The 24,127-nt window shown below is 49.9% G+C and carries 20 protein-coding genes; 13 read left to right on the forward strand and 7 right to left on the reverse strand.

Going from position 1 to position 24,127, the window contains the following annotated elements; genetic code table 11:
- Nucleotides 1-1,367: 1,367 nt before the first annotated feature.
- Nucleotides 1,368-2,468, reverse strand: coding sequence for a glycosyltransferase family 2 protein (locus PUQ60_RS09980; protein WP_273381153.1), 1,101 nt, complete (start codon nucleotides 2,466-2,468; stop codon nucleotides 1,368-1,370).
- Between the two features lie 194 nt (nucleotides 2,469-2,662).
- Complete coding sequence (locus PUQ60_RS09985) at nucleotides 2,663-3,790, reverse strand: carbohydrate kinase family protein (RefSeq protein WP_273381152.1); 1,128 nt, start codon at nucleotides 3,788-3,790, stop codon at nucleotides 2,663-2,665.
- Between the two features lie 354 nt (nucleotides 3,791-4,144).
- Here PUQ60_RS09985 and PUQ60_RS09990 point away from each other — a divergent pair, with 354 nt between their 5' ends.
- From PUQ60_RS09990 to hisD, 7 genes are all read left to right on the forward strand, one after another.
- Nucleotides 4,145-4,930: a TraX family protein gene (locus PUQ60_RS09990; protein WP_273381150.1), complete on the forward strand. Its 786-nt coding sequence runs from the start codon at nucleotides 4,145-4,147 to the stop codon at nucleotides 4,928-4,930.
- 362 nt (nucleotides 4,931-5,292) lie between these two features.
- Nucleotides 5,293-5,514: a FeoA family protein gene (locus tag PUQ60_RS09995; RefSeq protein ID WP_022359014.1), complete on the forward strand. Its 222-nt coding sequence runs from the start codon at nucleotides 5,293-5,295 to the stop codon at nucleotides 5,512-5,514.
- 94 nt (nucleotides 5,515-5,608) lie between these two features.
- Entirely contained in the window at nucleotides 5,609-5,833 is a 225-nt protein-coding gene (locus tag PUQ60_RS10000; RefSeq protein WP_022359013.1) for a ferrous iron transport protein A, read from the forward strand.
- A 32-nt stretch (nucleotides 5,834-5,865) separates the two neighbouring features.
- On the forward strand, nucleotides 5,866-8,049 hold the full coding sequence (feoB, locus tag PUQ60_RS10005; RefSeq protein ID WP_273381149.1) for a ferrous iron transport protein B: 2,184 nt from the start codon (nucleotides 5,866-5,868) through the stop codon (nucleotides 8,047-8,049).
- Between the two features lie 198 nt (nucleotides 8,050-8,247).
- Entirely contained in the window at nucleotides 8,248-8,403 is a 156-nt protein-coding gene (locus PUQ60_RS10010) for a hypothetical protein (protein ID WP_022359011.1), read from the forward strand.
- Entirely contained in the window at nucleotides 8,400-8,819 is a 420-nt protein-coding gene (locus tag PUQ60_RS10015) for a heavy metal-associated domain-containing protein (protein ID WP_273381148.1), read from the forward strand. Before PUQ60_RS10010 ends, PUQ60_RS10015 begins: the two co-directional genes overlap by 4 nt.
- A 264-nt stretch (nucleotides 8,820-9,083) precedes the next feature.
- Nucleotides 9,084-10,346 (forward strand): histidinol dehydrogenase, encoded by a 1,263-nt coding sequence (hisD, locus tag PUQ60_RS10020; RefSeq protein WP_337800193.1) that lies wholly within the window; start codon nucleotides 9,084-9,086, stop codon nucleotides 10,344-10,346.
- 92 nt (nucleotides 10,347-10,438) lie between these two features.
- Here hisD and PUQ60_RS10025 read toward each other — a convergent pair whose 3' ends face one another.
- Nucleotides 10,439-10,918, reverse strand: a complete 480-nt coding sequence (locus PUQ60_RS10025; RefSeq protein ID WP_022359008.1) for an S-ribosylhomocysteine lyase — start codon at nucleotides 10,916-10,918, stop codon at nucleotides 10,439-10,441.
- Between the two features lie 405 nt (nucleotides 10,919-11,323).
- Between PUQ60_RS10025 and PUQ60_RS10030 the strand changes: the two genes are divergently transcribed.
- From PUQ60_RS10030 to PUQ60_RS10055, 6 genes are all read left to right on the forward strand, one after another.
- Nucleotides 11,324-12,436 (forward strand): carbamoyl phosphate synthase small subunit, encoded by a 1,113-nt coding sequence (locus PUQ60_RS10030; protein WP_117796273.1) that lies wholly within the window; start codon nucleotides 11,324-11,326, stop codon nucleotides 12,434-12,436.
- On the forward strand, nucleotides 12,427-15,723 hold the full coding sequence (gene carB / locus PUQ60_RS10035) for a carbamoyl-phosphate synthase large subunit (protein WP_118471382.1): 3,297 nt from the start codon (nucleotides 12,427-12,429) through the stop codon (nucleotides 15,721-15,723). Before PUQ60_RS10030 ends, carB begins: the two co-directional genes overlap by 10 nt.
- A gap of 149 nt (nucleotides 15,724-15,872) precedes the next feature.
- A complete protein-coding gene (locus tag PUQ60_RS10040; RefSeq protein ID WP_270706148.1) occupies nucleotides 15,873-17,492 on the forward strand; it encodes a CTP synthase in 1,620 nt (539 codons plus the stop codon).
- 19 nt (nucleotides 17,493-17,511) lie between these two features.
- Nucleotides 17,512-18,696, forward strand: coding sequence for an LL-diaminopimelate aminotransferase (locus PUQ60_RS10045; protein WP_107000653.1), 1,185 nt, complete (start codon nucleotides 17,512-17,514; stop codon nucleotides 18,694-18,696).
- A gap of 94 nt (nucleotides 18,697-18,790) precedes the next feature.
- A complete protein-coding gene (locus tag PUQ60_RS10050) occupies nucleotides 18,791-19,780 on the forward strand; it encodes a guanosine polyphosphate pyrophosphohydrolase (protein ID WP_273381018.1) in 990 nt (329 codons plus the stop codon).
- A gap of 113 nt (nucleotides 19,781-19,893) precedes the next feature.
- Entirely contained in the window at nucleotides 19,894-20,478 is a 585-nt protein-coding gene (locus tag PUQ60_RS10055; RefSeq protein WP_107000651.1) for a GNAT family N-acetyltransferase, read from the forward strand.
- A 131-nt stretch (nucleotides 20,479-20,609) separates the two neighbouring features.
- Here PUQ60_RS10055 and PUQ60_RS10060 read toward each other — a convergent pair whose 3' ends face one another.
- The 4 genes from PUQ60_RS10060 to PUQ60_RS10075 all read right to left on the reverse strand — a co-directional run bounded on the left by PUQ60_RS10060 (nucleotide 20,610) and on the right by PUQ60_RS10075 (nucleotide 23,978).
- A complete protein-coding gene (locus PUQ60_RS10060) occupies nucleotides 20,610-21,152 on the reverse strand; it encodes an NADH peroxidase (RefSeq protein WP_022359001.1) in 543 nt (180 codons plus the stop codon).
- 251 nt (nucleotides 21,153-21,403) lie between these two features.
- Nucleotides 21,404-21,799 carry a transcriptional repressor gene (locus PUQ60_RS10065; protein ID WP_273381490.1) on the reverse strand — a complete coding sequence of 132 codons (396 nt, stop codon included), beginning with the start codon at nucleotides 21,797-21,799 and terminating at the stop codon, nucleotides 21,404-21,406.
- Nucleotides 21,800-21,885: 86 nt separating this feature from the next.
- On the reverse strand, nucleotides 21,886-23,232 hold the full coding sequence (locus PUQ60_RS10070) for a GHKL domain-containing protein (protein ID WP_273381492.1): 1,347 nt from the start codon (nucleotides 23,230-23,232) through the stop codon (nucleotides 21,886-21,888).
- Nucleotides 23,229-23,978, reverse strand: a complete 750-nt coding sequence (locus PUQ60_RS10075) for a LytTR family DNA-binding domain-containing protein (protein WP_273381494.1) — start codon at nucleotides 23,976-23,978, stop codon at nucleotides 23,229-23,231. The genes PUQ60_RS10070 and PUQ60_RS10075 overlap by 4 nt, the downstream gene beginning before the upstream one ends.
- Nucleotides 23,979-24,127 lie beyond the last annotated feature (149 nt).

Below are 24,127 nucleotides of genomic sequence, written 5' to 3' on the forward strand. Positions count from 1 at the left end.
GCCACCAAAAAGCATAGAAAATACGAAGAAATACGGTATTCAAATAACGTGAGGGCGGCCGTACAGTAGGATCTGGTAGAGTTGCTACTATCATTGAGTAATCAATGAATTAAACAAAGGTGCTTCTTGTATGCGCAGCAGGCAAGAAGATGTACCGTATATATATAATATAAAGTCGCTTCCAGGAAGCGCATTGTGTCCAGACGTAAGAGATACCCCGGAACCGTAAGGTTTCCGGGGTTTTTCTGTTGTTTCATAGGAAATTTCGTTCTATGAAACAACAAACGCTCCGCGAGGATGCGTACTCGCGCGAAGCAGAAACATGTCGCAAGCGACCGCGCGAGACGCCCGAATGTGTCAAGGCACATTCTTTTTCATAGAATTTCAGCCTTTTACGCATTGTCGGTTGCCAGAAGTCCGGCGGCACGCAGGTTGGCAAGAAGTTCATTGAAGCGTTCAACGACATCTTCAGCACTTGTTGCATCTGCGACGGGAGCAGCGGCGGTGACGATGGCGGCGGGACCGGTAGGACCCGTTGCGCCGGTAGCTCCTGTAGCGCCGACAGCTCCTGCAGCGCCGGTCGGCCCAGTCGGACCCGCAGCGCCGGTAGCTCCTGTAGCGCCAGTTGGGCCCGCAGCCCCGTCAGCGCCAGCCGGCCCAGCCGGACCCGTAGCGCCCGCAGCCCCGTCAGCGCCAGCCGGCCCAGCCGGACCCGCAGCCCCGGTAGCGCCGGTCGGCCCAGTCGGACCAACAGCCCCGTCAGCGCCAGCCGGCCCAGCCGGACCAACAGCCCCGGTAGCGCCGGTCGGCCCAGTCGGACCAACAGCCCCGGTAGCGCCGGTCGGCCCAATCGGACCCGCAGCGCCGGTAGCCCCCGTTGCGCCGGTCGGACCAGTCGGCCCAGCCGGACCCGTAGCGCCGTCCAGTCCATCGAGTCCGGCAGCACCAGTGGGACCGACAGGTCCGATCGGTCCGGGGCAGCCGCGTGGTCCTATGGGACCGGGACGACAGCAGTTGTAGGGTTCAAAAGAACCGGGACAGCCGCGATCGCGTCCGCAACGCCCATAGCCGTTATTTTCATAGTCACTATCATCAAAATAGTAGGGAAAATTACATGAATGACGAAACATAAAAAACTCCTTTCCAGATTTAGGACATCCATCCTGATGTAGTATATGTGTGCGATGAAAGAGATGTGCATTAGTAGAAAAGGGCTGGGAAATCGAGGGCTGGGAACTGTGGAATATTATAAGTGTGGAAGACGGTAAGAATGAATGTAGGAAGTGTGGATGCCGCTGGATGGAACGACTCCCAGTCCGCCGCTCAGACTACCGCAGAGGTCGGAGAGAATGTCACAAGATAGGTAATCAGTTTGTTTTATGGTTTGAGGATATGGTTTGAAAGTATTTTTCATTTGTCAAAACCGCCGGAGAATCCGGGCGGATTTTTTTTGTTTCCTTATGATAATACAGTGCCTTATCATAGTTTCCCATCCGATCATAGCAGACGCAGAGCTGGATTAAAGGAATGAAATCATAGTAATCGGCTTCGATAAAGGCATTTGGATGATATTCTGGTCGGTCTTTGAGGGCAAGCTGGTACCAGAAAACAGCCTGGGGAATTTCTCCGAGGGAAAGTTTCAACCGTCCGATCTCACAGCAAGTTTTAGCACGTGGGCGGTCGTAGAGGAAACTCTGGAACAGAGAAAGCTGGCTGGCAGCCGTATTTCTGAGCATTTCATGGCAGCGTGCCAGAAGCAGACAGGCATCTGTCTTATTTTCATACCATCCGGCCGGTTCGTTCAGAAAATGTTCCAGAACCGGGCGGGCTTTTTCATATTGTTTGTGGTCAATGAGTTCGCGGGCGTAGTAGTATTGATGGCGTGGATCGAGCAGTTCGCCGTCCGCAAGCATTGTTTCATAGATTTTCAGATTACGGTCAGAATGGGTGAGAGCAGAAGCAGGCTTTCGGTGTTCGATCTGAATAGGAGAATAGAGAATCCTGCCGCGCGGCGCGATGGCTTCGTGGACGCGTCCTTTCCAGCGAAAATGCCGGTCCGTTCGCAAAATCCGTTCGCGATTGTAGGTAAATGCAGATGTACCGTCCGGCTGAAATCCGGCAACGTATTTCATCATGACGACATCGGGCTGCGGGGATTTGCTTAAAGTTTCTTTCAACTTTAAAATCGCTGTGATCGATTCGGCGGGAACGATATCGTCGGCGTCGAGCCATATCCAGTATTCGGTTGAGACCTTTTCACAGATGAAATTGCGCGCGGCGGCGAAATCATCGTTCCACGGGTAGTGATAAATATGTTTGGTGTATTGCCGGGCGATTTCTACAGTTCGATCGGTGGAACCGGTGTCGGCGACGAGGATTTCATCCGCAAATTGTATGGCAGATGCTAAAACACGCGTCAAAACGGCTTCTTCATTTTTGACGATCATACATAGGCTGAGGCGGATCATGGGATCTCCAAAATCAATATCAAATTGATATTAATATATGAAAGAAGTTTTTAGATGTGTACAGACATTATTATATATAATTATATAAGGATAAACAGGAGAAAAGCCCCCTTTTATTGTTTTTTGGGTACTTTTCTCCTGAAATGATGGCTGCAATTCACTCTGCGCTATTTAACAGCACTTGAAAAAAATTATTATAGAGCTTCAAAAAAAGCATTGGTCAATTTCTGTATATTCAGATACGGGTTCTCATAATCAAAACTACGCATCCGTCCCTTGGCAGCCAGAACACCGAGCTGGATCGGCTCAGCGATATCCGAATTGAGCCGATCATCGAGCATACCGCTGATGAAACCGCCGGCAAAGGAATCACCGGCGCCGGTATCGTTGTTTAACTGGTACTGGTAGAGCTTTTTGTGGCGGACTGTGCGGATCTGACATACGCCGTCCTTAAAATGGATCAGCTCATGGCGGTCATCGTGCTTGACAATGAGGGTGCGGGTGGGATCCGGGTTGATCGCAGAAAAATACTCACAGAGGTTCGCATAGAGCGGACGGGCGCTGCGGGCATTGAAGCCGAGGTTTTTCTTTTCGGATTTATTTAAGAAAACATAATCGGCATATGCGATCAGTGGCTGTAAGCGCTCACGGCGCAGCGATGTATACTCAAAACCAGGATCCATGCTGACTTTCATGGCAGGATTTAAATGTTTTGCCTGGATGACCGATTGCATGATTGCCTCGAATTGGTCGAAATCAGACAGGGATGACAGGTGGATCCAGCGGGCCTGCGCGAGGTACTCCGCCAGTGTGGTTCCCGTCCGGGCTTCCTGTTCCTGGATGCGGTCTAAGAGCGTGTTGTTGGCACACGGCGCAATCTTAATACAGTTGCGCGTGTGATTATAAAGGCGGACAATCGATTTGGCAATCGATTTGGAATATGGATCGTCGAAGCGTTCGCGTGTGGTAAACAGCCAGTCGCGGTTATCCAGGTGAGCCAGCTCAGCGTCAATGTCATTTGTCTTGCCGAAGCGCAGATCGAATGGACTGGGCGTGCCGCACACGCCGACATAAGCGACCTGCAGGTTAGGGAGAATATGCTTTGCAACTTTCAGGGTGATGAAAGCGGAACCGCCGATCTGGGTCGTGTACTCCTTGCCTTTTATCGCCAGCTCCTGAATATCGTTTTCCACATCGGAAATCGGGTTGCTTAAGTTCTCGTCGCCTCCACCGGCGGATGTCTCCACCAGATCAAGTCCGGTGCAGTGAAACATATAGTCATAATTGATAGCGCCAATGCAAATAACATCTAAACTTGCCATGAGATTCTACCTCTTTTGTCCGTGTATTTTTTAGTATTTAAAATGAAGAGCGGTGCGGGATTTTTGCTTTTTCAGCAGGATCTCGCACCAGCACCATTTACAGAATATAACACGGTTTTTCGTTTGTCAAATAAAATGTAAAATTAGTGTAAAAAAGACGCGGAAAAGTGCCGAAAAGCCTTTATTTATAAGAAAAAACTACATTTTTTTATTAGAGAAAATAAAGAAAAAAGATGGGGAGAAAGAGTGGAAAATGAGAATGGGAAAATAGGGGAGATGGAGAAAAAGGGAATGGAAAAGTGCGGATGGACAGCGGGTGAAATGTTCAGTATAATTTGATGGAATAGAGATAGAATGGACAGGAAACGAAGGGAGGAGAGTGCGATAAAAGATCGAATCAAGGAAAAGCAGAATGAGAAATCAGAGGGGATGGAAAGAGCGGTTTTAACCCGCCTCCATCTCAGTGCCTCCGCCCTTAAATATATAGCACTCCTGGCGATGACGGCAGACCACATTGCGGTGATCTGCAGACCGGTTCCGGGATTCCGGACATTTGGGGATCTGGCGTTTCCATTGTTCGCCTTTTTATTAGTAGAAGGTTTTTTTCACACGCGGGATCGCAGATGTTATGGACGGAGGCTGCTTTTGGCGGCGGCTGTGTCGGAGATTCCGTATGATCTGGCATTTTCCGGACGTTGGATGGATGCACAGCACCAGAATGTCTGCCTGACCTTTTTTCTGGCGCTGGTTGCGATGGAGCTGTTAGAGCGGTATGGAAACGGTATCTGGGAGAAGCTGGTGCTGACGGCGGTGTTCTGTACGCTGACAGAAGCGGCGGGAGCAGACGGCGGCGCATGGGGGATGGGACTGGTGCTGGCATTTTATTTTTGTGTAATAGGAAATTCAGGCACTAACGTGCCAAGGCACGTTCTTTTTCATGAGAAAACGGCGGGGGTGTTTATGAAGATGATTGCCGCCGTCCTCATCGGCGCATTCGTGTGGCAGGAACCCCTCTGGGTGCTGGCGCTTACGGCTGTCTGCCTCCTGTTATATGACGGTTCCAGAGGTCGGAGCAGATGCCGTTCCTTTTTCTATATCTATTATCCGGCGCATCTTCTGGTGCTGTATTTTTTGTCATAGAAAACTGCGTCCTATGACAAAAAAGCTCCGTGGGATGACTTTTAATTATGGGAATTTTTGACAATTTTCGGGCGTAAAACACGCCCTTTTTTTATTTCCAGACCGAGCAAAAAAACTTGACAATAAAGTTAGCATGTGCTAACCTTATGTATGAGTTAGTAATAACTAATGAAAATTAGTCTCATCTAATGAAAATTAGTCTCATCTAATGAAAATTAGCTATGTCTAATAATTGTTAGCAGTAACTAATGAGAATTAGCGCACGCGAATCAATTAGATTAGTAGCAGATGAAAAGAGCCGTTTCCGCTAAGTGAGACATCATGACGGGCAGAATGCGGAAACACAGAGGAAGGAGAATCGTATGCAGGGAGCAATGCCGATTTCGATGGCAACCGTTGGAACCGCCTATACGATCAAAAAGATCAGCGGAAACACAGAGGTTCGTTCTCATTTAAAATCCATGGGATTTAACGAGGGAACCGAAGTAAAATTGATAACCCAGCTGGACGGAGACGTGATTATTCACGTAAAGGAGTCCAGAGTGGCTATAAATAAGGATCAGGCAAGACACATTCTGGTCTAAGGCAAGGGAATGGGGATATTCCGGAGCAGGTTGTATGGTACAAAAGCAGACGGAATCCCGAGTGAAAAATTGGAATGGTTAGGAGGAACAGAGAATGACGCTTAAAGATGCACAGGTTGGATCTACCGTCAAAGTTGTCAAGATTCATGGCGAAGGCGCATACAAACGCCGCATCATGGATATGGGCATCACGAAGGGAAGCGAGATTTTTATTCGAAAAGTAGCTCCGCTGGGCGATCCGGTAGAGGTTACGATTCGTGGATATGAGCTTTCACTTCGTAAAGCCGATGCTGAGTGCGTAGATGTTCAGACAGTTTAATAAGTTTGATTAAAAAAGCAGGAGGATGAAAAATGGCAATTCATATTGCTTTGGCGGGTAACCCGAACTGCGGTAAAACAACCATGTTTAACGCACTGACGGGGGCTAACCAGTACGTAGGTAACTGGCCGGGTGTTACAGTTGAGAAGAAAACCGGTAAATTAAAAGATGCTTCGGGAGAAGAAGTAAATGTAACGGACCTTCCAGGAGTTTATTCCCTTTCTCCGTATACACTGGAGGAAGTTGTAACCCGTGATTTTATCTTAAAAGAGAATCCGGATGTCATCGTAGACTTAGTCGATGCAACCAACATTGAGCGTAACCTGTATCTGACCACACAGCTGATCGAGACAGGTATTCCGGTTGTTATCGCTTTAAATATGTGCGATCTTCTGAAGAAGAACGGCATTAACATTGATGTAAAGGCACTGTCCAAGAAACTTGGCTGCCCGATCATCGAGACTTCTGCGCTGAAGAAAACCGGTCTGAAGGAAGTCATTGCAGAGGCAATCAAAGTTGCAAAGAGCCATGCAGCAGGCACTGTAAGTGCTATTTTCGAGAGCAGCGTAGAGGATAAAGTAAGCGCAATCGAGGCGGAGCTTCCTTCCAGCATTCCGGATGCAGAGAAGAGATGGTATGCAATCAAAGTTCTCGAGAATGACAGCAAGGTTGCAGAGCAGCTTGGCTTTAGTGCAGACAACCGTTTCTCCCGTTACACCAAGGAACTGGAGAAAGAGTTTGATGATGACGCTGAGTCCGTTATCACTGACCAGAGATATGTATACATTCAGAAGGTTATCGAGGAGACCGTAAAGAAACCGGCTCAGAAAATGAGTCTTTCTGATAAGATCGATAGCATCGTAACCAACCGTTTACTTGGTATTCCGATCTTTGTTCTTGTTATGTGGGCAGTTTACTATGTATCTGTTACTACCGTGGGTACATTCGTAACAGACTGGACCAATGATACCTTTGTTGGCGCAATTCAGGGCTGGGCTGGCGATGCGCTGGCAGCAGCAGGCGCTTCCGACCTGATTGTAAGCCTTGTAGTGGATGGTATCATCGGCGGTGTTGGCGCCGTTCTTGGTTTCGTTCCGCAGATGGCTATCCTGTTCCTCTTCCTTTCCATTCTGGAAGATTGTGGTTACATGGTACGTATCGCATTCGTTATGGACCGTGTATTCCGTCACTTCGGACTGTCCGGTAAGAGCTTCATCCCGCTGCTGATTTCCTCTGGCTGCGGTGTTCCAGGTATCATGGCGTCCAAGACCATCGAGCAGGACAACGACAGACGTCTTACCATCATGACCGCTACATTCGTTCCGTGTGGTGCGAAACTGCCGGTTATCGCTCTGATGGGCGGCGTTATGGCTGGCTATATGAGCGGCAACATGGATCTGGCTACTATGATGGCTCCGATCATGTACTTTGTAGGTATCGTTGCGGTTCTTGTATCCGCGATCATGTTAAAGAAGACCAAACCGTTCTCCGGCAAACCAGCTCCGTTCGTTATGGAGCTTCCGGCGTACCACATTCCGTCCGCTAAGACCGTTCTCCTTCATGTTTGGGAGCGCCTGAAGGGATTCATCATCAAGGCTGGTACAATCCTGTTCCTGGCTTGCGTTGTTATGTGGTTCCTGTCCTCCTTCGGATTTGTAGACGGTGGATTTGGTCTGGTAGAAGAATCTGCAGATTCTATCCTGGCTATGCTGGGTGGTGCTATCGCAATCCTCTTCCGTCCGCTTGGTTTCGGCGAGTGGCAGCCGGTTGCAGCTTCCATCACTGGTTTCACAGCAAAAGAGGCTATCGTTTCCACCATGGGCGTTCTGGCAAATGTATCCGAGGATCTGTCTGAGGAGACCGATGTCGTAGCAGCAGCTATCCAGACATGGTTCCCAACAACCATCGCAGCCTTTACATTCCTGCTGTTCAACCTGCTTGACTCTCCGTGTCTGGCAGCTATCGCAACGATGGCACAGCAGCTCCAGTCCAGAAAATGGTTCTGGTTCGCTATCCTGTATCAGAACCTCTTCGCTTACGCTGTATCCCTGATTGTATATCAGTTAGGTGGTCTGGTACTTGGCGCAGTTGCATTCAACGTATGGACTATCGTGGCAGCAGTCCTTCTGGTACTCATGCTGTTCATGCTGTTCCGTCCGGATCCATATAAGGATCAGAAGAGCTACACAAGAAGCTCTGTAGAGGCAGCTTCATAAGTTAGTTTCTAAATGAAAAATAAAACAGGTTCTGCCGTCCGGCCGGTGGTTTTGCGTTTCCGCTGACCAGGCATCGGCAGGTGCCTGGAATCATAAGTGATAAAATTAATCCTTTATAAGGCTGCCTCGGATAGCAGAATGAAAGTCTGCTGTTTGGAGGCAGCTTTATTCGATTTCAAAAAAAAGGAGAAAGCATAGATGGGAGATTCATCCGGATCCATGTTTTATGGTGTGATTGGTTTTCTGGTAGTTTATTTTGTAGGATATTTTATCTGCCGTGTGTATGATAAAATAAAAAAGATACTTCGAAGCCATTCATCGAAAAGTCAGAGAAGAGAGGACGATAACGTATGAGACCGATTGATATTGGAATTTTAATTGTAGTAGCGATTTTGCTTTTGCTGGCATTACGTTCGGCGATCCGTCATTACACGGGAAAAGGCGGCGGATGCTGCGGATGCTCCGGTGGAAGCTGCGGTTCCTGCGGCAGCGATGGGAATGCTGGTGCGCGCGGCGAAGATCTTTCCAAGAAAGCGATTACAGCGGGTACCCCGTCCAAGATCATGCGGATCGAGGGTATGCACTGTGCAAATTGCAAGAAATCCGTTGAAAAAGCCCTGACCGCCCAGAACGGCGTCATCCGTGCAGATGCGGACGTAGACAGAGGCATTGCCCGCGTGTTCTATGAGAATGGCGTGGACGATGCGAAGCTGCAGGAAGCGGTTGAAAAAGAGGGATTTGTGGTTAAGAATATTGAGACGGTTGTTTAAGAGAAAAGTGAGATCCTGTTCTGGTGTTACTGTTCACGCAAACGTGCCCAGTAACGGAATTTGCCGTGGCTTCGCATTTAAATACGGCAAATTCCTGCTGCCACCACGTTTTCTTACGGCACTTTCGGTTCCAAAAGTGCCTACCCGTGTACAGTAACGTTCTGGTTTCAGATGTGTTGGATAGGTTTATTTTGTATCGCAAAATAAAAAGACTTGTGGTATACTTGGAAAAAATGATAAAACTTATACAGAGAGGCAGAACGTATGATCAAGATTATAAAAGAAGCACAGGTTCGAAGCGAGGAAGATAACCGGAATCTGCGGGAGATCGTGGCGGGGATTATTGGTGAGGTCCGGGGGCGCGGGGACGCGGCACTGAGGGAGTACAATGAGAAGTTTGACGGATGTACCCGTGAATCGCTGCGGGTCAGCCGGGAGGAGATTGATGCGGCTTATAAGGAACTGGGCGAGCAGGAGCTGGCGGATCTGAAAGCGGCGCATCACAATATCGAGGCATTTGCGAACGCGCAGAGACAGACCGTGAAACCGCTTGACAATTTCAGCCCGGAGCCGGGAGTCTTTTTAGGACACCGCATCATTCCGGTGGAGTCCTGCTGCTGTTATGTGCCGGGCGGTAATTATCCGCTGTATTCGACGGCGCTGATGTTAGCGACTCCGGCGAAGGCAGCGGGTGTAAAACGTATCACCGCCTGCTCTCCGGTAGTGCGGGGAACGGGTCATATCAATGCCAAGACGCTGGTAGCGATGGATCTGGCTGGCGTGGATGAGATCTACGCACTGGGCGGTGCACAGGCGATCGCAGCATTTTCCTATGGAACTGAGAGCATCAAGCCGGTGGATATTATTGTAGGGCCGGGGAACCGCTTCGTAACCGAGGCGAAACGTCAGTGCTACGGGCAGGTCGGCATCGACTTTGTAGCCGGGCCGAGCGAGGTCCTGGTAATCGCGGACGGAAAAGCGAGCGCGAAGGTGGTAGCGGCAGATCTGCTGGCACAGTCCGAGCATGATGTCAATGCGAAGGGCATTCTTCTGACAACCGATGAGGCATTTGGAAAGAGCGTGATTGAGGCGGTAGAGGAAGAGCTGAAGATTCTGGATACGGCAAAGATTGCGAGACAGTCCTGGGATACGTTTGGAGAGATCGGCGTGGTAGACAGCCTGGACGAGGCAGTTCAGTATGCGAATGAGTACGCACCGGAGCATCTGGAGATCAACGTGGAAGATCCGGATGCACTGATTCCGAAGCTGGTTAATTACGGTTCCCTGTTTATCGGTCAGAATACGGCGGAGGTATTTGGTGATTATGCTTCCGGAACCAACCACACACTTCCGACTCTTCGGGCGGCACGTTATACCGGCGGCGTCTGGGTTGGTACATTCTTAAAGACCTGTACCCACCAGAGCATGACCCCGGAGGCATCCGCGCGGATCGCACCGCTTGTATCGCGTATGGCGCATGGAGAAGGATTATCCGGACATGCAGCGGCTGCGGATGCAAGAAAATAGGGAAAATAGAAAATAATAGAATAAAACCCCTCAGATGCTGCAGCATCTGGGGGTTTTGTGTTTCAAAGCATACCGCCTGCTATTCTTGTCTTTTATTCCGGATAAACCAGTCTCTCCGGACCAATTCCATCTAAGACTTCGCGCAGAAAGCGGTCAGCCAGCCAGTTTGCCATCGGCAGGTTCATATCGAGGTAGTTGCCGCAATCTTTTGCACAAGCACCCGGAACCTCGTCTTTGTAGTCGCGCATGAAAGTAAAGAGCCCTTTCATCAGCGGCACGATCTCCTCGGATGTCAGGTCGCCTGCGAGAAGCAGGTAAAAGCCGGTGCGGCAGCCCATCGGTCCGAAGTAGAGGACGCGGTCTTTCCACTCCTCGTTATTTCGCAGCCAGGTGGCAGCCAGGTGCTCGATGGTGTGAACCTCCGCCGTATTCATGACTGGCTCATAGTTGGGGCGTGTCATGCGGATATCAAAGGTGGTGATGACCTGATCGCCCACGCGATCCTTGCGGGACACATAGACGCCAGGGAGCAGTTTCAGATGGTCAATGGTGAAGCTTGTAATTTTATCCATGAAAATACCTCCAAGTCAGTTTCATTCATCCCTATTATAAGGAAATAACGCGGATCAGACAAGGGCTTTATTTACCCAGAACCGACAAGATTCTACATGTTAAATGCATAAAAATGCATAAATAGTGCATAAACCATCCGAAAATGAATAAAAAACCTCTTGACGCATAGAACCTACCTATGCTATAATCTTTCAGAAAATGAACAAAGGCGTTCATGGGCTCTGCTCATGGACGCCTTTTTTGCAGAATCAGACAATTTATAAAATACGTCTGTAATGATGTGAAAAACGCATCTGAGGAAAAACAGATTTGCTCAAATGTGAGGCTATTGAGAATGAAAAAGTAAACTGCCTGCATGAAGCTATTCACAGGCGGGGTACGAGAGAGAAAGGAATGGTGACCAGATGGAGAAACCGGTATATCTTCTGTTGGAAAACGGCGACTATTTTGAGGGAAAAAGCTTTGGCGCTCCTTTACGTGAAGTGACCGGAGAAGTCGTATTTACAACCGGTATGACAGGATACCTTGAGACGATCACAGATCCCAGCTATTTTGGACAGATTGTCGTTCAGACATTTCCGTTAATCGGAAACTACGGAGTGATTCCGCAGGACTTCGAGAATGAAGAGGTATATTTATCAGCCTATATCGTAAAAGAGTGGTGTCAGGAACCTTCCAACTTCAGATGCAGTGGGGATCTTGACACCTTTTTTAAAGAAAGAAACATCCCGGGCGTCTATGGAATCGATACGAGAAAGCTGGCAAAAACCATTCGTGAATCCGGTTCGATGAACGGCTGGCTGACCGAGGTGAAGCCGCCGTATGACGCGAAAAAGCTGGAGGAAGTGAAAAACTTCCACATTACAAAGGCGGTTGAAACCGTTACACCAAAGAAATGTGAGATCAAACCGGCGGATGAGAAAGAAGAGTTCCAGATTGTGCTCTGGGATTTCGGCGCAAAGGAAAATATCATCCGCGAGCTGACCAGGCGCGGATGCCGCGTGGCTGACCTTCCGGCAGGTACGACGGCGGAGGAGATTCTTAAGATGAATCCGGACGGAATCATGCTTTCCAACGGTCCAGGCAACCCAGAGGACAACCCGGAGATCATCGAGGAGATCCGAAAGATTACGAAGGCTGGAAAACCGATGTTCGGCATCTGCCTGGGACACCAGCTGCTGGCGATTGCCAAGGGCGCGAAGACTGGAAAGATGAAATTCGGTCACAGAGGTGCGAACCAGCCGGTCAAGGATCTGACGACCGGACGCGTCTACATCAGCAGCCAGAACCACGGCTATGAGGTACTGCGCGATACGCTACCGGAGGGCGCGGAGGAGACATTTATCAATGTCAACGACGGCACCTGCGAGGGCATCACCTACCACGATATGCCGGCATTTACCGTCCAGTTCCATCCAGAGGCTTGTGCAGGTCCGAAGGATACGGAAGAGCTGTTTGGGCGTTTCATTCAGATGATGAGAGATTATAAGAAAAAGGAGGGCGCGTCATGCCGTTAAATAAATCCCTGAAAAAAGTTATGGTAATCGGTTCCGGCCCTATCGTCATCGGTCAGGCGGCAGAGTTTGACTATGCAGGAACGCAGGCGTGCCGGGCTTTAAAAGAGGAAGGTCTGGAGGTCGTTTTAGTAAACTCCAACCCGGCAACCATCATGACGGACAGCGCCATTGCGGATCACGTATACATCGAGCCGCTGACCCTGGAATTTGTCAAGAGAATCATTGAAAAAGAGAAGCCTGACAGCATCCTGTCCACCCTGGGCGGACAGACCGGACTGACACTGTCCATGGAGCTTGCCAAAGAAGGTTTCTTAAAGAGCCACAATGTAACGCTTCTCGGCGCGTCCCCGGAGACCATCGATAAGGCGGAGGACCGCCAGTGCTTTAAAGATACGATGGAAGCTATCGGTGAGCCGGTCATTCCGTCCAAGGTTGTCACCACCATCGAGGATGCGCTTGATTTTGCCGAGGTTATTTCTTACCCGGTTATCGTGCGTCCGGCCTTTACCCTGGGCGGTACCGGCGGCGGTATTGCGGCAAATAAAGAAGAGCTTTACAACATCGCGGAGGCGGGTATCCGCCTGTCACCGATCAATCAGATTCTGGTTGAGAAATGTATTTCCGGATGGAAGGAGATCGAGTTTGAGGTAATGCGCGATGCCATCGGCAACGAGATTACGGTCTGCTCGATGGAAAACTTTGACCCGGTCGGCGTCCACACCGGCGACTCCATTGTTATCGCACCGGCTGTGACGCTGGCGGATAAGGAATACCAGATGCTTCGTTCCGCAGCGCTGAATATTATCCAGGCGATGGGTATCGAGGGCGGCTGCAACTGCCAGTTTGCGCTGAATCCGGAGAGCTTTGAATATGCCGTTATCGAGGTAAACCCGCGTGTATCCCGTTCTTCCGCCCTTGCTTCGAAAGCAACCGGATATCCGATTGCCCGCGTGGCAACCAAGATTGCGATCGGTTATCATCTGGACGAGATTCCGAACGAGGTAACCGGCGAGACGATGGCATGCTTCGAGCCGGCCCTTGACTATGTAACGGTTAAATTCCCGAAATGGCCATTTGATAAATTCGTTTACGGACGCCGGAAGCTGGGTACCCAGATGAAGGCAACCGGCGAGGTTATGGCGATCGGCCGCAACTTTGAGCAGGCGCTCATGAAGGCAGTCCGCGGCGCGGAGATCTCCCAGAACAGCCTGAACATGAAGAAACTGGCGCCGATGAGTGTGGAAGAGCTGAGAGAAAAAATTCTGGCGCAGGATGACGAGCGTCTGTTTGCAATCTATGAGAGCTTCAAGCGCGGCGTGACCGTTGCCGAGATTCATGAGCTGACCAAGATCGACGAGTGGTTCTTAAATAAACTGATGCACATCCTGTCCCTGGAACGCCGGATGCAGTCTGAGACTCTGAGCGATGCGCTTTATATGGAAGCCAAACAGAACGGATTCCCGGATGCAGTCATCAAGGAGATGACCGGGCTTTCGGAAATCAAGCATGTTCCGGCATGCTACCGCATGGTTGATACCTGCAGCGCTGAGTTTACGGCAAGTACCCCTTACTTCTACAGCACCTTCGGCGAGGAAGATGAGGCAGAAGAATTTATTAAAGAGAATGCAAGCGGAAAACCGGTTGTTATGGTATTTGGTTCCGGTCCGATCCGTATCGGTCAGGGTATCGAGTTTGATTTCGCCTCTGTTCACTGCGTATGGTCATTAAAGAGAGCCGGTTATGAGGTTGTCATCGTAAATAACAACCCGGAGACCGTTTCCACCGACTTCAACGTAGCAGACCGTCTGTATTTTGAGCCGCTGACACCGGAGGATGTGCTGGATATCATCCGGATCGAGAAGCCGATCGGCGCAGTTGTGGCCTTTGGCGGACAGACAGCGATCCGTCTGACAAAATGCCTTGTAGAGAACAATATTCCGGTTCTCGGCACTCCGGCAGACAGCATCGATATGGCGGAGGATCGCGGACGTTTCGCAGCCCTGCTGAAAAAATTAAATATGAAACAGGCAGCGGGTCAGACCGTTTACACTGAAGATGAGGCAATCCAGGCGGCAAATCATCTGGGCTATCCGGTTCTGATGCGTCCGAGCTATGTATTAGGCGGACAAAACATGATTATCGCGTACAACGACGCCGATATTCATGAGTATATGAAGATTATTCTCTCACACAAGATTGAGAATGCGATCCTGATTGATAAATACCTGATGGGTACCGAGCTGGAGGTCGACGCGATCTGCGACGGAGAAACGGTTCTGATTCCGGGTATCATGGAGCACATCGAGCGTGCGGGCGTCCATTCCGGCGACTCCATCGCGGTATATCCGGCATTTATGCTGACCGAGAGCCAGAAAGACCGTCTGGTGGACTATTCCATCCGTCTGGCGCTGTCCATGAATACGAAAGGCCTGATCAATATCCAGTATGTCCTGCATGAGGATACGATCTATATCATCGAGGTCAACCCGCGTTCGTCCCGTACCGTGCCGTACATCAGCAAGGTAACCGGCGTGCCGATGGTCGATCTGGCAACCCGCATCATGATGGGCGAGAAGCTGGCTGACATGGGCTACGAGACAGGTCTGTATCCGTGCTCTCCGTACTACGCAGTCAAGGTTCCGGTCTTCTCCTTTGAGAAGCTGTCCAACGTAGATACACAGCTCGGACCGGAAATGAAATCGACCGGCGAGGTACTGGGTATCGCCCGGACGATGGAGGAAGCGCTGTTCAAAGGCCTGGTAGCAGCCGGATATACGATGAAGCGCGAGGGCGGCGTCTTAATCAGTGTCCGCGATACCGATAAGAGCGACCTGCGCGAGCTGGTTAAAGAGTATGTGGCGATGGGATTCCACATCTACGCGACCTCCGGTACTGCAAGCCGGTTAAACAGCGTCGGCATTTCTTCAACGTTAGTCAAGAAGCCGAAGGAAGCCAAAGAGGGCGAGGAGACGACCATTTCCCTGCTGGAAGAAGGAAAGATCAGCTATGTAATTTCCACCTCCAAGACGGGACGCCAGCCGGGACGCGACAGTGTCCGCCTGAGAAGAAAGGCAGTCGAGCTTGGTATTCCGTGCCTGACATCGCTTGATACCGCGGCTGTCCTGGCGCTGACACTGGAAAGCCAGTACAACGAGGACAATGTTGAACTGGTAGATATCGCGCACATTGCACATGGTGCAGCGGCTAGAAAAGAGCTGAGCCAGATGGAAAAACCGGAAGAAATCCAGATTCCGGGTTATGTGCTTCAGGAGCATGAGAACGACTAAAAAGAACGATGGTCTGCATGGATTCTGCGTTTTGAGGGTTGCGGAATCCGTGCAGGCTGAAATCTTTTGCGAAGGCAAAATCTGACAGAATCATATATGACGGAAAAAGTGGATTAATATTTTAAAGAAAGGAAGAGGAGGAAAAGCAGATGGCAAAATTTATTTTTGTGACAGGCGGTGTTGTATCAGGATTGGGGAAGGGTATTACAGCAGCGTCTCTGGGACGTCTTTTGAAGGCACGGGGATTTAAGGTAGCAGCGCAGAAGCTGGATCCGTATATCAACGTCGATCCGGGAACCATGAGCCCGTATCAGCACGGCGAAGTATTCGTAACAAACGACGGTGCGGAGACGGATCTGGATCTGGGGCATTATGAGCGTTTTATAGATGAAGATTTAAACCGGTATTCCAACCTGACGACCGGTAAGGTCTACTGGAATGTGCTAAATAAAGAGCGCCGCGGCGAATATCTGGGCGAGACGGTACAGGTGATTCCACATATCACAAATGAGATAAAATCATTTATCTATTCCGTGCAGGAAAAGACCGATGCGGACATCGTTATCACAGAGATCGGCGGAACGACCGGCGATATTGAGTCACAGCCGTTCCTGGAAGCCATCCGCCAGGTGTCCTGCGAGGCGGGACGCAGCAACTGCCTCTTCATCCATGTAACCCTGATTCCGTATCTGGAATCTTCTGGCGAGCATAAATCAAAACCGACGCAGCATTCGGTTAAACAGCTGCAGTCCTTTGGTATCATGCCGGATATCATCGTAGCGCGCTGTGACCGTCCGGTGGACGATCCGTCCATTTTCCGCAAGATCGCACTGTTCTGTAACGTCAAAGAGGACTGCGTCATTGAGAACCTGACCCTTCCGGTTCTCTACGAGGCACCGATCATGCTGGAGGAAGCAGGACTTGCCAAGATCGTGCTTCGCGAGCTGGGCATTGAGAAAGCGCCGCAGGAGTGCGATCTGACGGAGTGGAAGCATATGCTGGACCGCATCAAGAACAGCAGCAAGACGGTCAAGATTTCCCTGGTCGGCAAGTACGTCAAACTGCACGACTCCTATCTGTCGATCGTAGAATCCCTGCACCATGCCGGATGGGAAAATGGCGCGCAGGTGGAGATCAACTGGGTGGATAGCGAGACGATCACCCCGGAGACGGCACCGGAAATCCTGGGCGGTTCAACCGGTATCATCGTGCCGGGCGGCTTCGGCATCCGAGGCATCGAGGGCATGATTGCGGCAGCTGATTATGCGAGAAGAAACAATATCCCGTACTTTGGCATCTGCCTTGGTATGCAGATCGCGGCGATCGCATTTGCCAGAGGCGTGTTAGGTTATGAGGATGCGAACTCAACCGAGTTTGCGCCGGACAGCAAGCATCCGGTCATTGCCCTGATGGAAGAGCAGATGGATCTGGCTGACATGGGCGGAACGATGCGTCTGGGTGCATATCCGTGCCGCATCAGTCCGGATACGCTGATGATGAAAGCGTATGGAAAAGGTCTGATCGAAGAGAGACATCGCCATCGTTATGAATTTAACAACAAGTTCCGGGAAGTTTATATGGAGCATGGCGCTATCTTTTCCGGACAGTCTCCGGACGGTACGCTGGTAGAGGCGATGGAGATTCCGGGACATCCGTTCTATCTGGGAGTTCAGTACCATCCGGAGTTCAAGAGCCGCCCGAACCGCGCACATCCGATCTTCCGGGAGTTTGTGAAAGCGGCTCTGGAGGTAAAGGAAAAAAATTCTTAAAATATGGAGAAAATAAAGTATGAAGATCAACGAAAACTATAAAAATCTGGAAGAAAGCTATCTGTTTTCCACCATCGCTAAAAAAGTAGATGAGTACACCAAAGCCCATCCAGAGGCAAAAGTAATCAAAATGGGTATCGGTGACGTAACCCTTCCGATCTGCCAGAAAGCAGCTGACGCATTTGCAAAAGCAGCTATGGAGCAGGGCAAGGCGGCTACGTTTCATGGATATGGTCCGGAGCAGGGATATGATTTTCTGCGCGTAGCAGTTCAGAAGTATTATGCGTCCTTCCAGGTTGAGGTGGCGGCGGAGGATATATTCATCAGCGACGGCGCGAAGAGTGATGTCGGAAATATCCTCGATCTCTTTGATGCGGACAACACGGTCCTGATCCCGGATCCGGTATACCCGGTTTACATGGATACGAACGTGATGGCAGGCAGAAAGATCGTATTTATGGATGCCAATGTGGAAAATGGCTTTCTTCCGATGCCTCCGAAGGGACAGAAAGCGGATATTATTTATCTCTGCTCCCCGAACAATCCGACTGGCGGTGTGTACAACCGTGAGCAGTTAAAAGAGTGGGTTGACTATGCGAACGAGCAGGATGCGATTCTTTTATTTGATGCGGCGTATGAGTCCTTCGTAGCAGATCCGGCGCTTCCGAGAAGTATTTTTGAGATTGAGGGCGCCAAGACCTGCGCGATCGAGTTCTGCTCCCTTTCGAAGCTGGCAAGCTTTACCGGAACCCGCTGTGGCTATACTGTGGTTCCGTCTGAATTAGAGCGCGGTGGTTCTTCTATCCGCAAGATGTGGCTGCGCCGCCAGACAACCAAGTTTAACGGCGTTTCCTACCCGGTACAGCGCGCCGCAGAGGCAGCTCTTTCACCGGAGGGCATGGCACAGTGCCGCGAGCACCTGGACGTATACCGCACCAATGCGAAGATCATGACCGAGACCTTAAAAGAGCTTGGCATCTGGCACATCGGCGGCGAAAATTCACCGTACATCTGGATGCAGTGCCCGAACGGCATGAAATCCTGGGAATTTTTCGACGATCTGCTTGCCAAAGCAAATGTGGTCGGCACACCGGGCAGCGGATTTGGTAAGAATGGAGAAGGATTCTTCCGTCTGACTGCATTTGGTACGACTGCGAATACAAAAGAGGCAATGGAGCGGATCAAGAAGGTTTACGGAAAATAAATAGCTCTATTTTATAAATGAGGGGGCTGGTGCATCTGGGGCATTGTTATCCTATGCACCGTCCCCTTTTTGCTGCAGCAGGGAGGTGAGGACCATGGTGACCTTAAACGATTATCTGTATTCCGGCGATACGATGTTTAAGATTTTAAAGAATTACAGCCGGGATTTGAAAGCGGAGGCAAAACAGACAAACAATGAGATAGACCTGATACATGCAAATTTCCTGATTCAGATCCGGGAACTTTTGGAACACAATGATTTCCTGACGACCCAGTCACAGAAGATCCGGGAATTTTATATTCATATGGCAAAGGAATATCCGCTTCTGGCATTTAACTTTAAGGGCAGAATCAAATCGCTGATCCGCTCGGAGGCGAAGTTTAACGGATATATCGTCGAGTATATCTATGATTGTTACACGGAACATAAGACATTTCCGTCGATCTCCGATTTGAAGCAGAGATTGAGCTGTTTCCGCGACCTGATCGCGTACCGGATCGTGATTTCACTGCCGAAGTGTTACCTGAAACCGGGGGAATCGCAGCAGGAGGCAGATATCCGGTACCTCTACCAGATTGCGAATGAACTTCCGGGATTTCTGGAGGAACGCGGGTTTACGGCGGAACCGGCTTACGGGGTGAAGGAGAGTACCTCCCCGTTGATGGATGAGGAGGTAAGGCCGTACTACCGTGATTATGTCTGCGGAAATAGTTCGGATGATTACCAGTCTCTGCATATTACGTTTTACGATAATTGTTCCAGAAGCTATGTGGAGGTACAGCTTCGCACGAAGCACATGGACGATATCGCGGAGATCGGCGTGGCCAATCATTTAAGCTATGAAAAGCGCCAGGAGGGCGAGCGGGCCAGGCGGGATGAGATACCGGAAGGTGCGTGCATTTATTTTGACGAGGCATACGAGCGCTGCCAGCGCCTGGTGTCGCTCAAGTTGGCTGAGCTCGATGTCAATATGTTTACGGCAATCAACAACGACCTTGTCAATGACGGCTGCGGGCTGTACCGGGGGCGGCTGATTCTGCCGTATGAGCATTTGTCGAGGCATCAGAATGAGCTGGTGGATTGAGGGGTTCACGGGCAGGCATGAATCCGGTTGCGAATAGTTGACGAAACAGGAAGATTCATATATAGTTGCTTGTAAAGGAAAATTGACCGAAAATAATAGGGAGGAACCAGTTTATGGACCATACATCCTGCCGCCTGCGTCTGGCCGCCATCGCCGATGCACCTGCGATACTGGAAATTTATGCACAATATATGGACACGCCGATCACGTTTGAGACGGAGCTGCCGTCCCTGGAGGAATTTGAGGGGCGCATCCGGGCGATCACGGCAGAATATCCGTGGATTGTCTGCGAGGATGAAACAGGCAGAATCATCGGTTACGCATATGGACATAAGCAGCTTGAGCGCGCGGCGTACCGTTGGAATGCGGAACTTTCTGAATATCTGGACAGTCGGGTGACGTCGAAGGGCATCGGCAAACGGATGCTTCTGGTGCTTTTAGAGCTTTTAAAGGCACAGGGCGTCCACACCGTCTACAGTCTGGTGACAAGTCCGAATGTGAAGAGCGATGCGATGCATAACGGATGCGGATTCCGGACGATGGGCGTGTGCAAAAATACCGGTTATAAGAGCGGAAAATGGCACGATGTTACCTGGTATGAGAAAGCGCTGCTGCCATATGAGGACGTACCGGCGGAGATGATTCCGATTGGGGAGATGGAGAAGGAGACGGTAGATAAGATTTTGGCGTCTTTTTGAACAGAGACATAAAACAAATCTGCATAAAATAGACAGGGCGTATGAAAAAGGAATTTCCCATTTTCATACGCCCTCATCCGTTCTCTTTTATTCACCAGCGCCGTAATGCGCTGTCCATTCATTCACTCAGATTAGTTGAAGTATCTCTTTAACAGACCCTCAAATGCCTTGCCATGTCTAGCCTCGTCACGAGCCATCTCATGAACGGTGTCATGGATTGCATCCAGGTTAGCAGCTTTCGCACGTTTTGCAAGGTCAAATTTGCCTTCGGTTGCGCCGTGCTCAGCCTCTACACGCATCTCCAGGTTCTTCTTGGTGGAATCAGTTACAACTTCGCCGAGAAGCTCTGCAAACTTAGCAGCGTGCTCAGCCTCTTCGTGAGCTGCCTTCTCCCAGTACAGACCGATCTCCGGATAGCCCTCTCTGTGAGCTACACGTGCCATCGCCAGGTACATACCAACTTCTCTGCACTCGCCTTCATAGTTAGCTCTTAAATCTTCGAGAATATCCTCGCTGACACCCTGTGCCACACCAACTACGTGCTCAGCTGCCCAAGTCATCTCGCCGGACTGCTCTTTGAACTTGGAAGCCGGAGCGCCGCATACTGGACATTTCTCCGGAGCAGCCTCACCCTCGTATACGTAACCACATACTGTACAGACAAATTTCTTCATAGTCAATTCTCCTTTTCTAAAATAAATTTTTAATTTCGTGTTTTATAGAAACAATAAAATAGATAGTAAAGTTGTTTGCAACCATTCTGTTTCATAGGAGCTTTTAAAACGAAATCGTTTATTTGGCTTAAATGAAATCAGTAATGATTACTGATATTAAGATATCATAGATTCCTGCGTTTGTCAATGAAAAAATAGAAATAATTCTTATTTTTTCATTTTTATCGATAACCCGGATATTCTCAGAACTTTTAGTGCTTTTCCCCTTTCAGACACTCATCGCATATCCCATAGAAAAACACGGTATGGTCGTCGATCGTTCCCAGCACAAATTCTTTGGCGGCTGTCTCCAGCTCCTTGGTTGCTTCCATCGGAATATCCATGACCCGTCCGCACTGGCGGCAGACGTAGTGGTAATGTGGGGATGTATCATAATCGAAATGATCCGTGCCGTCGCCGCAGGACAGCTTCCGGATCTCGCCCAGCTCAACTAACAGGTTTAAATTGCGGTAAACGGTTCCAAGGCTGATATTCGGAAACTGTTCCCGGATGCTGGTGTAAAGGGCGTCGGCGGTCGGATGATCCTTCCGGCTCATCAGGCAGGCTTTGATCGATTCGCGCTGACGGCTGTATTTTAAGGTTTTCATAGGCGACACTCCAATCTTTCTAAATAATATTGATAATGATTATTATTTATATTATGCGTCCTGACACGATGAAAGTCAATCTTTTTTCAAGGATTTCCGTGAGAAATTTTAGAATCAAATTTCAACATCACTGATGCATAAAAGATCCCGTCCTCATACCGGAAATCCGCCACGCCTTGATACCGTTCCGCGATCGAACGGATGGAGGCGGTTCCCGTGCCGAGCCCGTCATGTTTGGTCGAGCGGAACCGTCCATTTTCCTCGATCGGCGGATGGCAGCAGGTATTGTCAACGGCGCTCACGATGTGACTGGCATCCTCCTGGGCGCAGATGCGGATAAACGGCGCGCTGTCCGTACATTCCCGACAGGCATCGAGGGCATTTTCCAGAAGATTGCCGAAGATCGAGCAGAGCTCCGGCTCACGCAGCGGGAGAGATGGCGGAAGCTGGATGCGGACCGAAAAATCGACCGACGCCTTGCGCGCCTCCTCACCGTAATAGCTGATAATCGTGTTGACCGCATAATTTTCACACCAGGTCCGCGCGGTGTCCGGCGGAAGCGTCATGCGGTATTGTTCGATATAGGCTTTCAGATCCTCCGTTTTCCCACTCTGCAGGTAATGCTCGATGAGATTTAAGTGCTGGCGCAGGTCGTGGCGCGCCTCCCGTACCTCTTCAATGTGGTGGGAAAGCTGCTGATACTGTGTGTACTGCATCGCCAGGAGAGTGTCCTGCTGCGCTGCGCGTTCTTCCAGCTGCGCCTGCTGGCGGATTGCATTGAGCGCTTCCAAAAGGACATAGTAGATGAGAATTGTCATGGCAAAGAGCCAGAGCCGCGTGAGGATAAAACGGAACTTGCGGACGGTGTCAATGTTTAAATCAAAGTTATAAGCGCAGATAATCAGGGTACATGAAAATGGAATAAACCAGACCTTCTGCCAGAATGCGGAGCTGTCTACCTGAAAAACGCGTTCCGTAGCATTTTTCATAAATTTGAGTCCGAGCGGAAGCGTCAGAAGCAGAAGAATCGAGGTGAGCAGCAGGCTTTCATCACGGAGTGAATAATAAGTAATGCTGGGGTCGTAGAACAGGCGGCTTTCCAGAAAGAAACAGATGCCGCGGACCGTGACAAAATAATTCAGGATGAAGTCTCCCAGAAACAGAAGTTTCCAGAAATTAGCCTTCACACATAAAAAATAGATCGCCAGGGAAACGAGGGCAAATACCGTGTCGGTGACGCGGGTCGGTTTACCGTGGCTGACCAGGTAGGTATACAGGGAGGACTGGAGCAACTGACCGATAAAAATGAACAGAATCAGGATTTTGACCGGAAATCGCAGCTGCTTTTTAAATGGCAGAATTGATAAAATAAAAAAAGGAATGGCATAGACTGTTTCACAGAGAAATGCCTTGCCAAACACAGACCAGCTCATAGAGTACCTCCCTTCCGCAACGTGTCAAATAAGTAGGTTGCAAATGCTTCTTTCGTCTCTTTTTTCTTCCGGCGGCTGCAGAAAAAGCAGCCGCCGTTTTTCAGATGGACAGAACCGTCCTCGTCCACCGAGGTAACCTGTGAAAAATTGATGAGCAGCCCGCGTCCGCTCATGTAAAAACGACCGCCTTTCGGAAGCAGTGCCATCAGTTCGGAAAAGGAAAGGCGTGTAGCCGCGTCGCCGGAACGGGTGTGGATGATCAGCCGGTGGTTTTGCGTCTCCGCATATAGAAAATCATCGAGCAGAATCCGCTGCGTGGATGCCTGTCCCCGTCCGAGCACCGCCTGAATTTCGATGTAGGCGGGTGCGGCGAGAAATGTCCGGATCTCATCAAGACACCAGGCAAGCGCCTTTTCCTCAACCGGTTTTAAGAGATAATCAAGCGGATGGGCACGGTACCCCTGCAGCGAATAATCACGTTCCGATGTGGTAAAAATGATCGGGAGACGTTCTGCGCTCTTGCGAAGCTCCAGCGCCGTGTCAATGCCATTGCGCCCGTTCCGGTCCAGCATAATATCCATAAAAACCGCATTAAAAAGCCCCGGACGGAATGCTTCCAGAAACGCCTCGCCGCTCTCGTAGCAGTCAAAGCACGCCGTTTCCCCATGCTTCTCCAAGTTCTCCTGTATCAAATGAATCAGATGCTTCTGATCTATCTTCAAGTCTTCAACAATCGCAAAATGCATCAAAGCTCAACCGCCTCCTTTATTCAAAACCGTGACCATTTAGGTCGAGGTTTGACCGTTTGCGTCGATGTGGTTTTCATTAAATTGCTCATTTTGATGGTGTATAAATAAAGTTGACAGCCTATTCTCAAGGATTTCATAGTATAATC

The organism is Clostridium sp. AF02-29 (genome assembly GCF_934835585.1).
In the GTDB taxonomy this organism is placed as follows: Bacteria; Bacillota; Clostridia; order Lachnospirales; family Lachnospiraceae; genus Otoolea; species Otoolea fessa.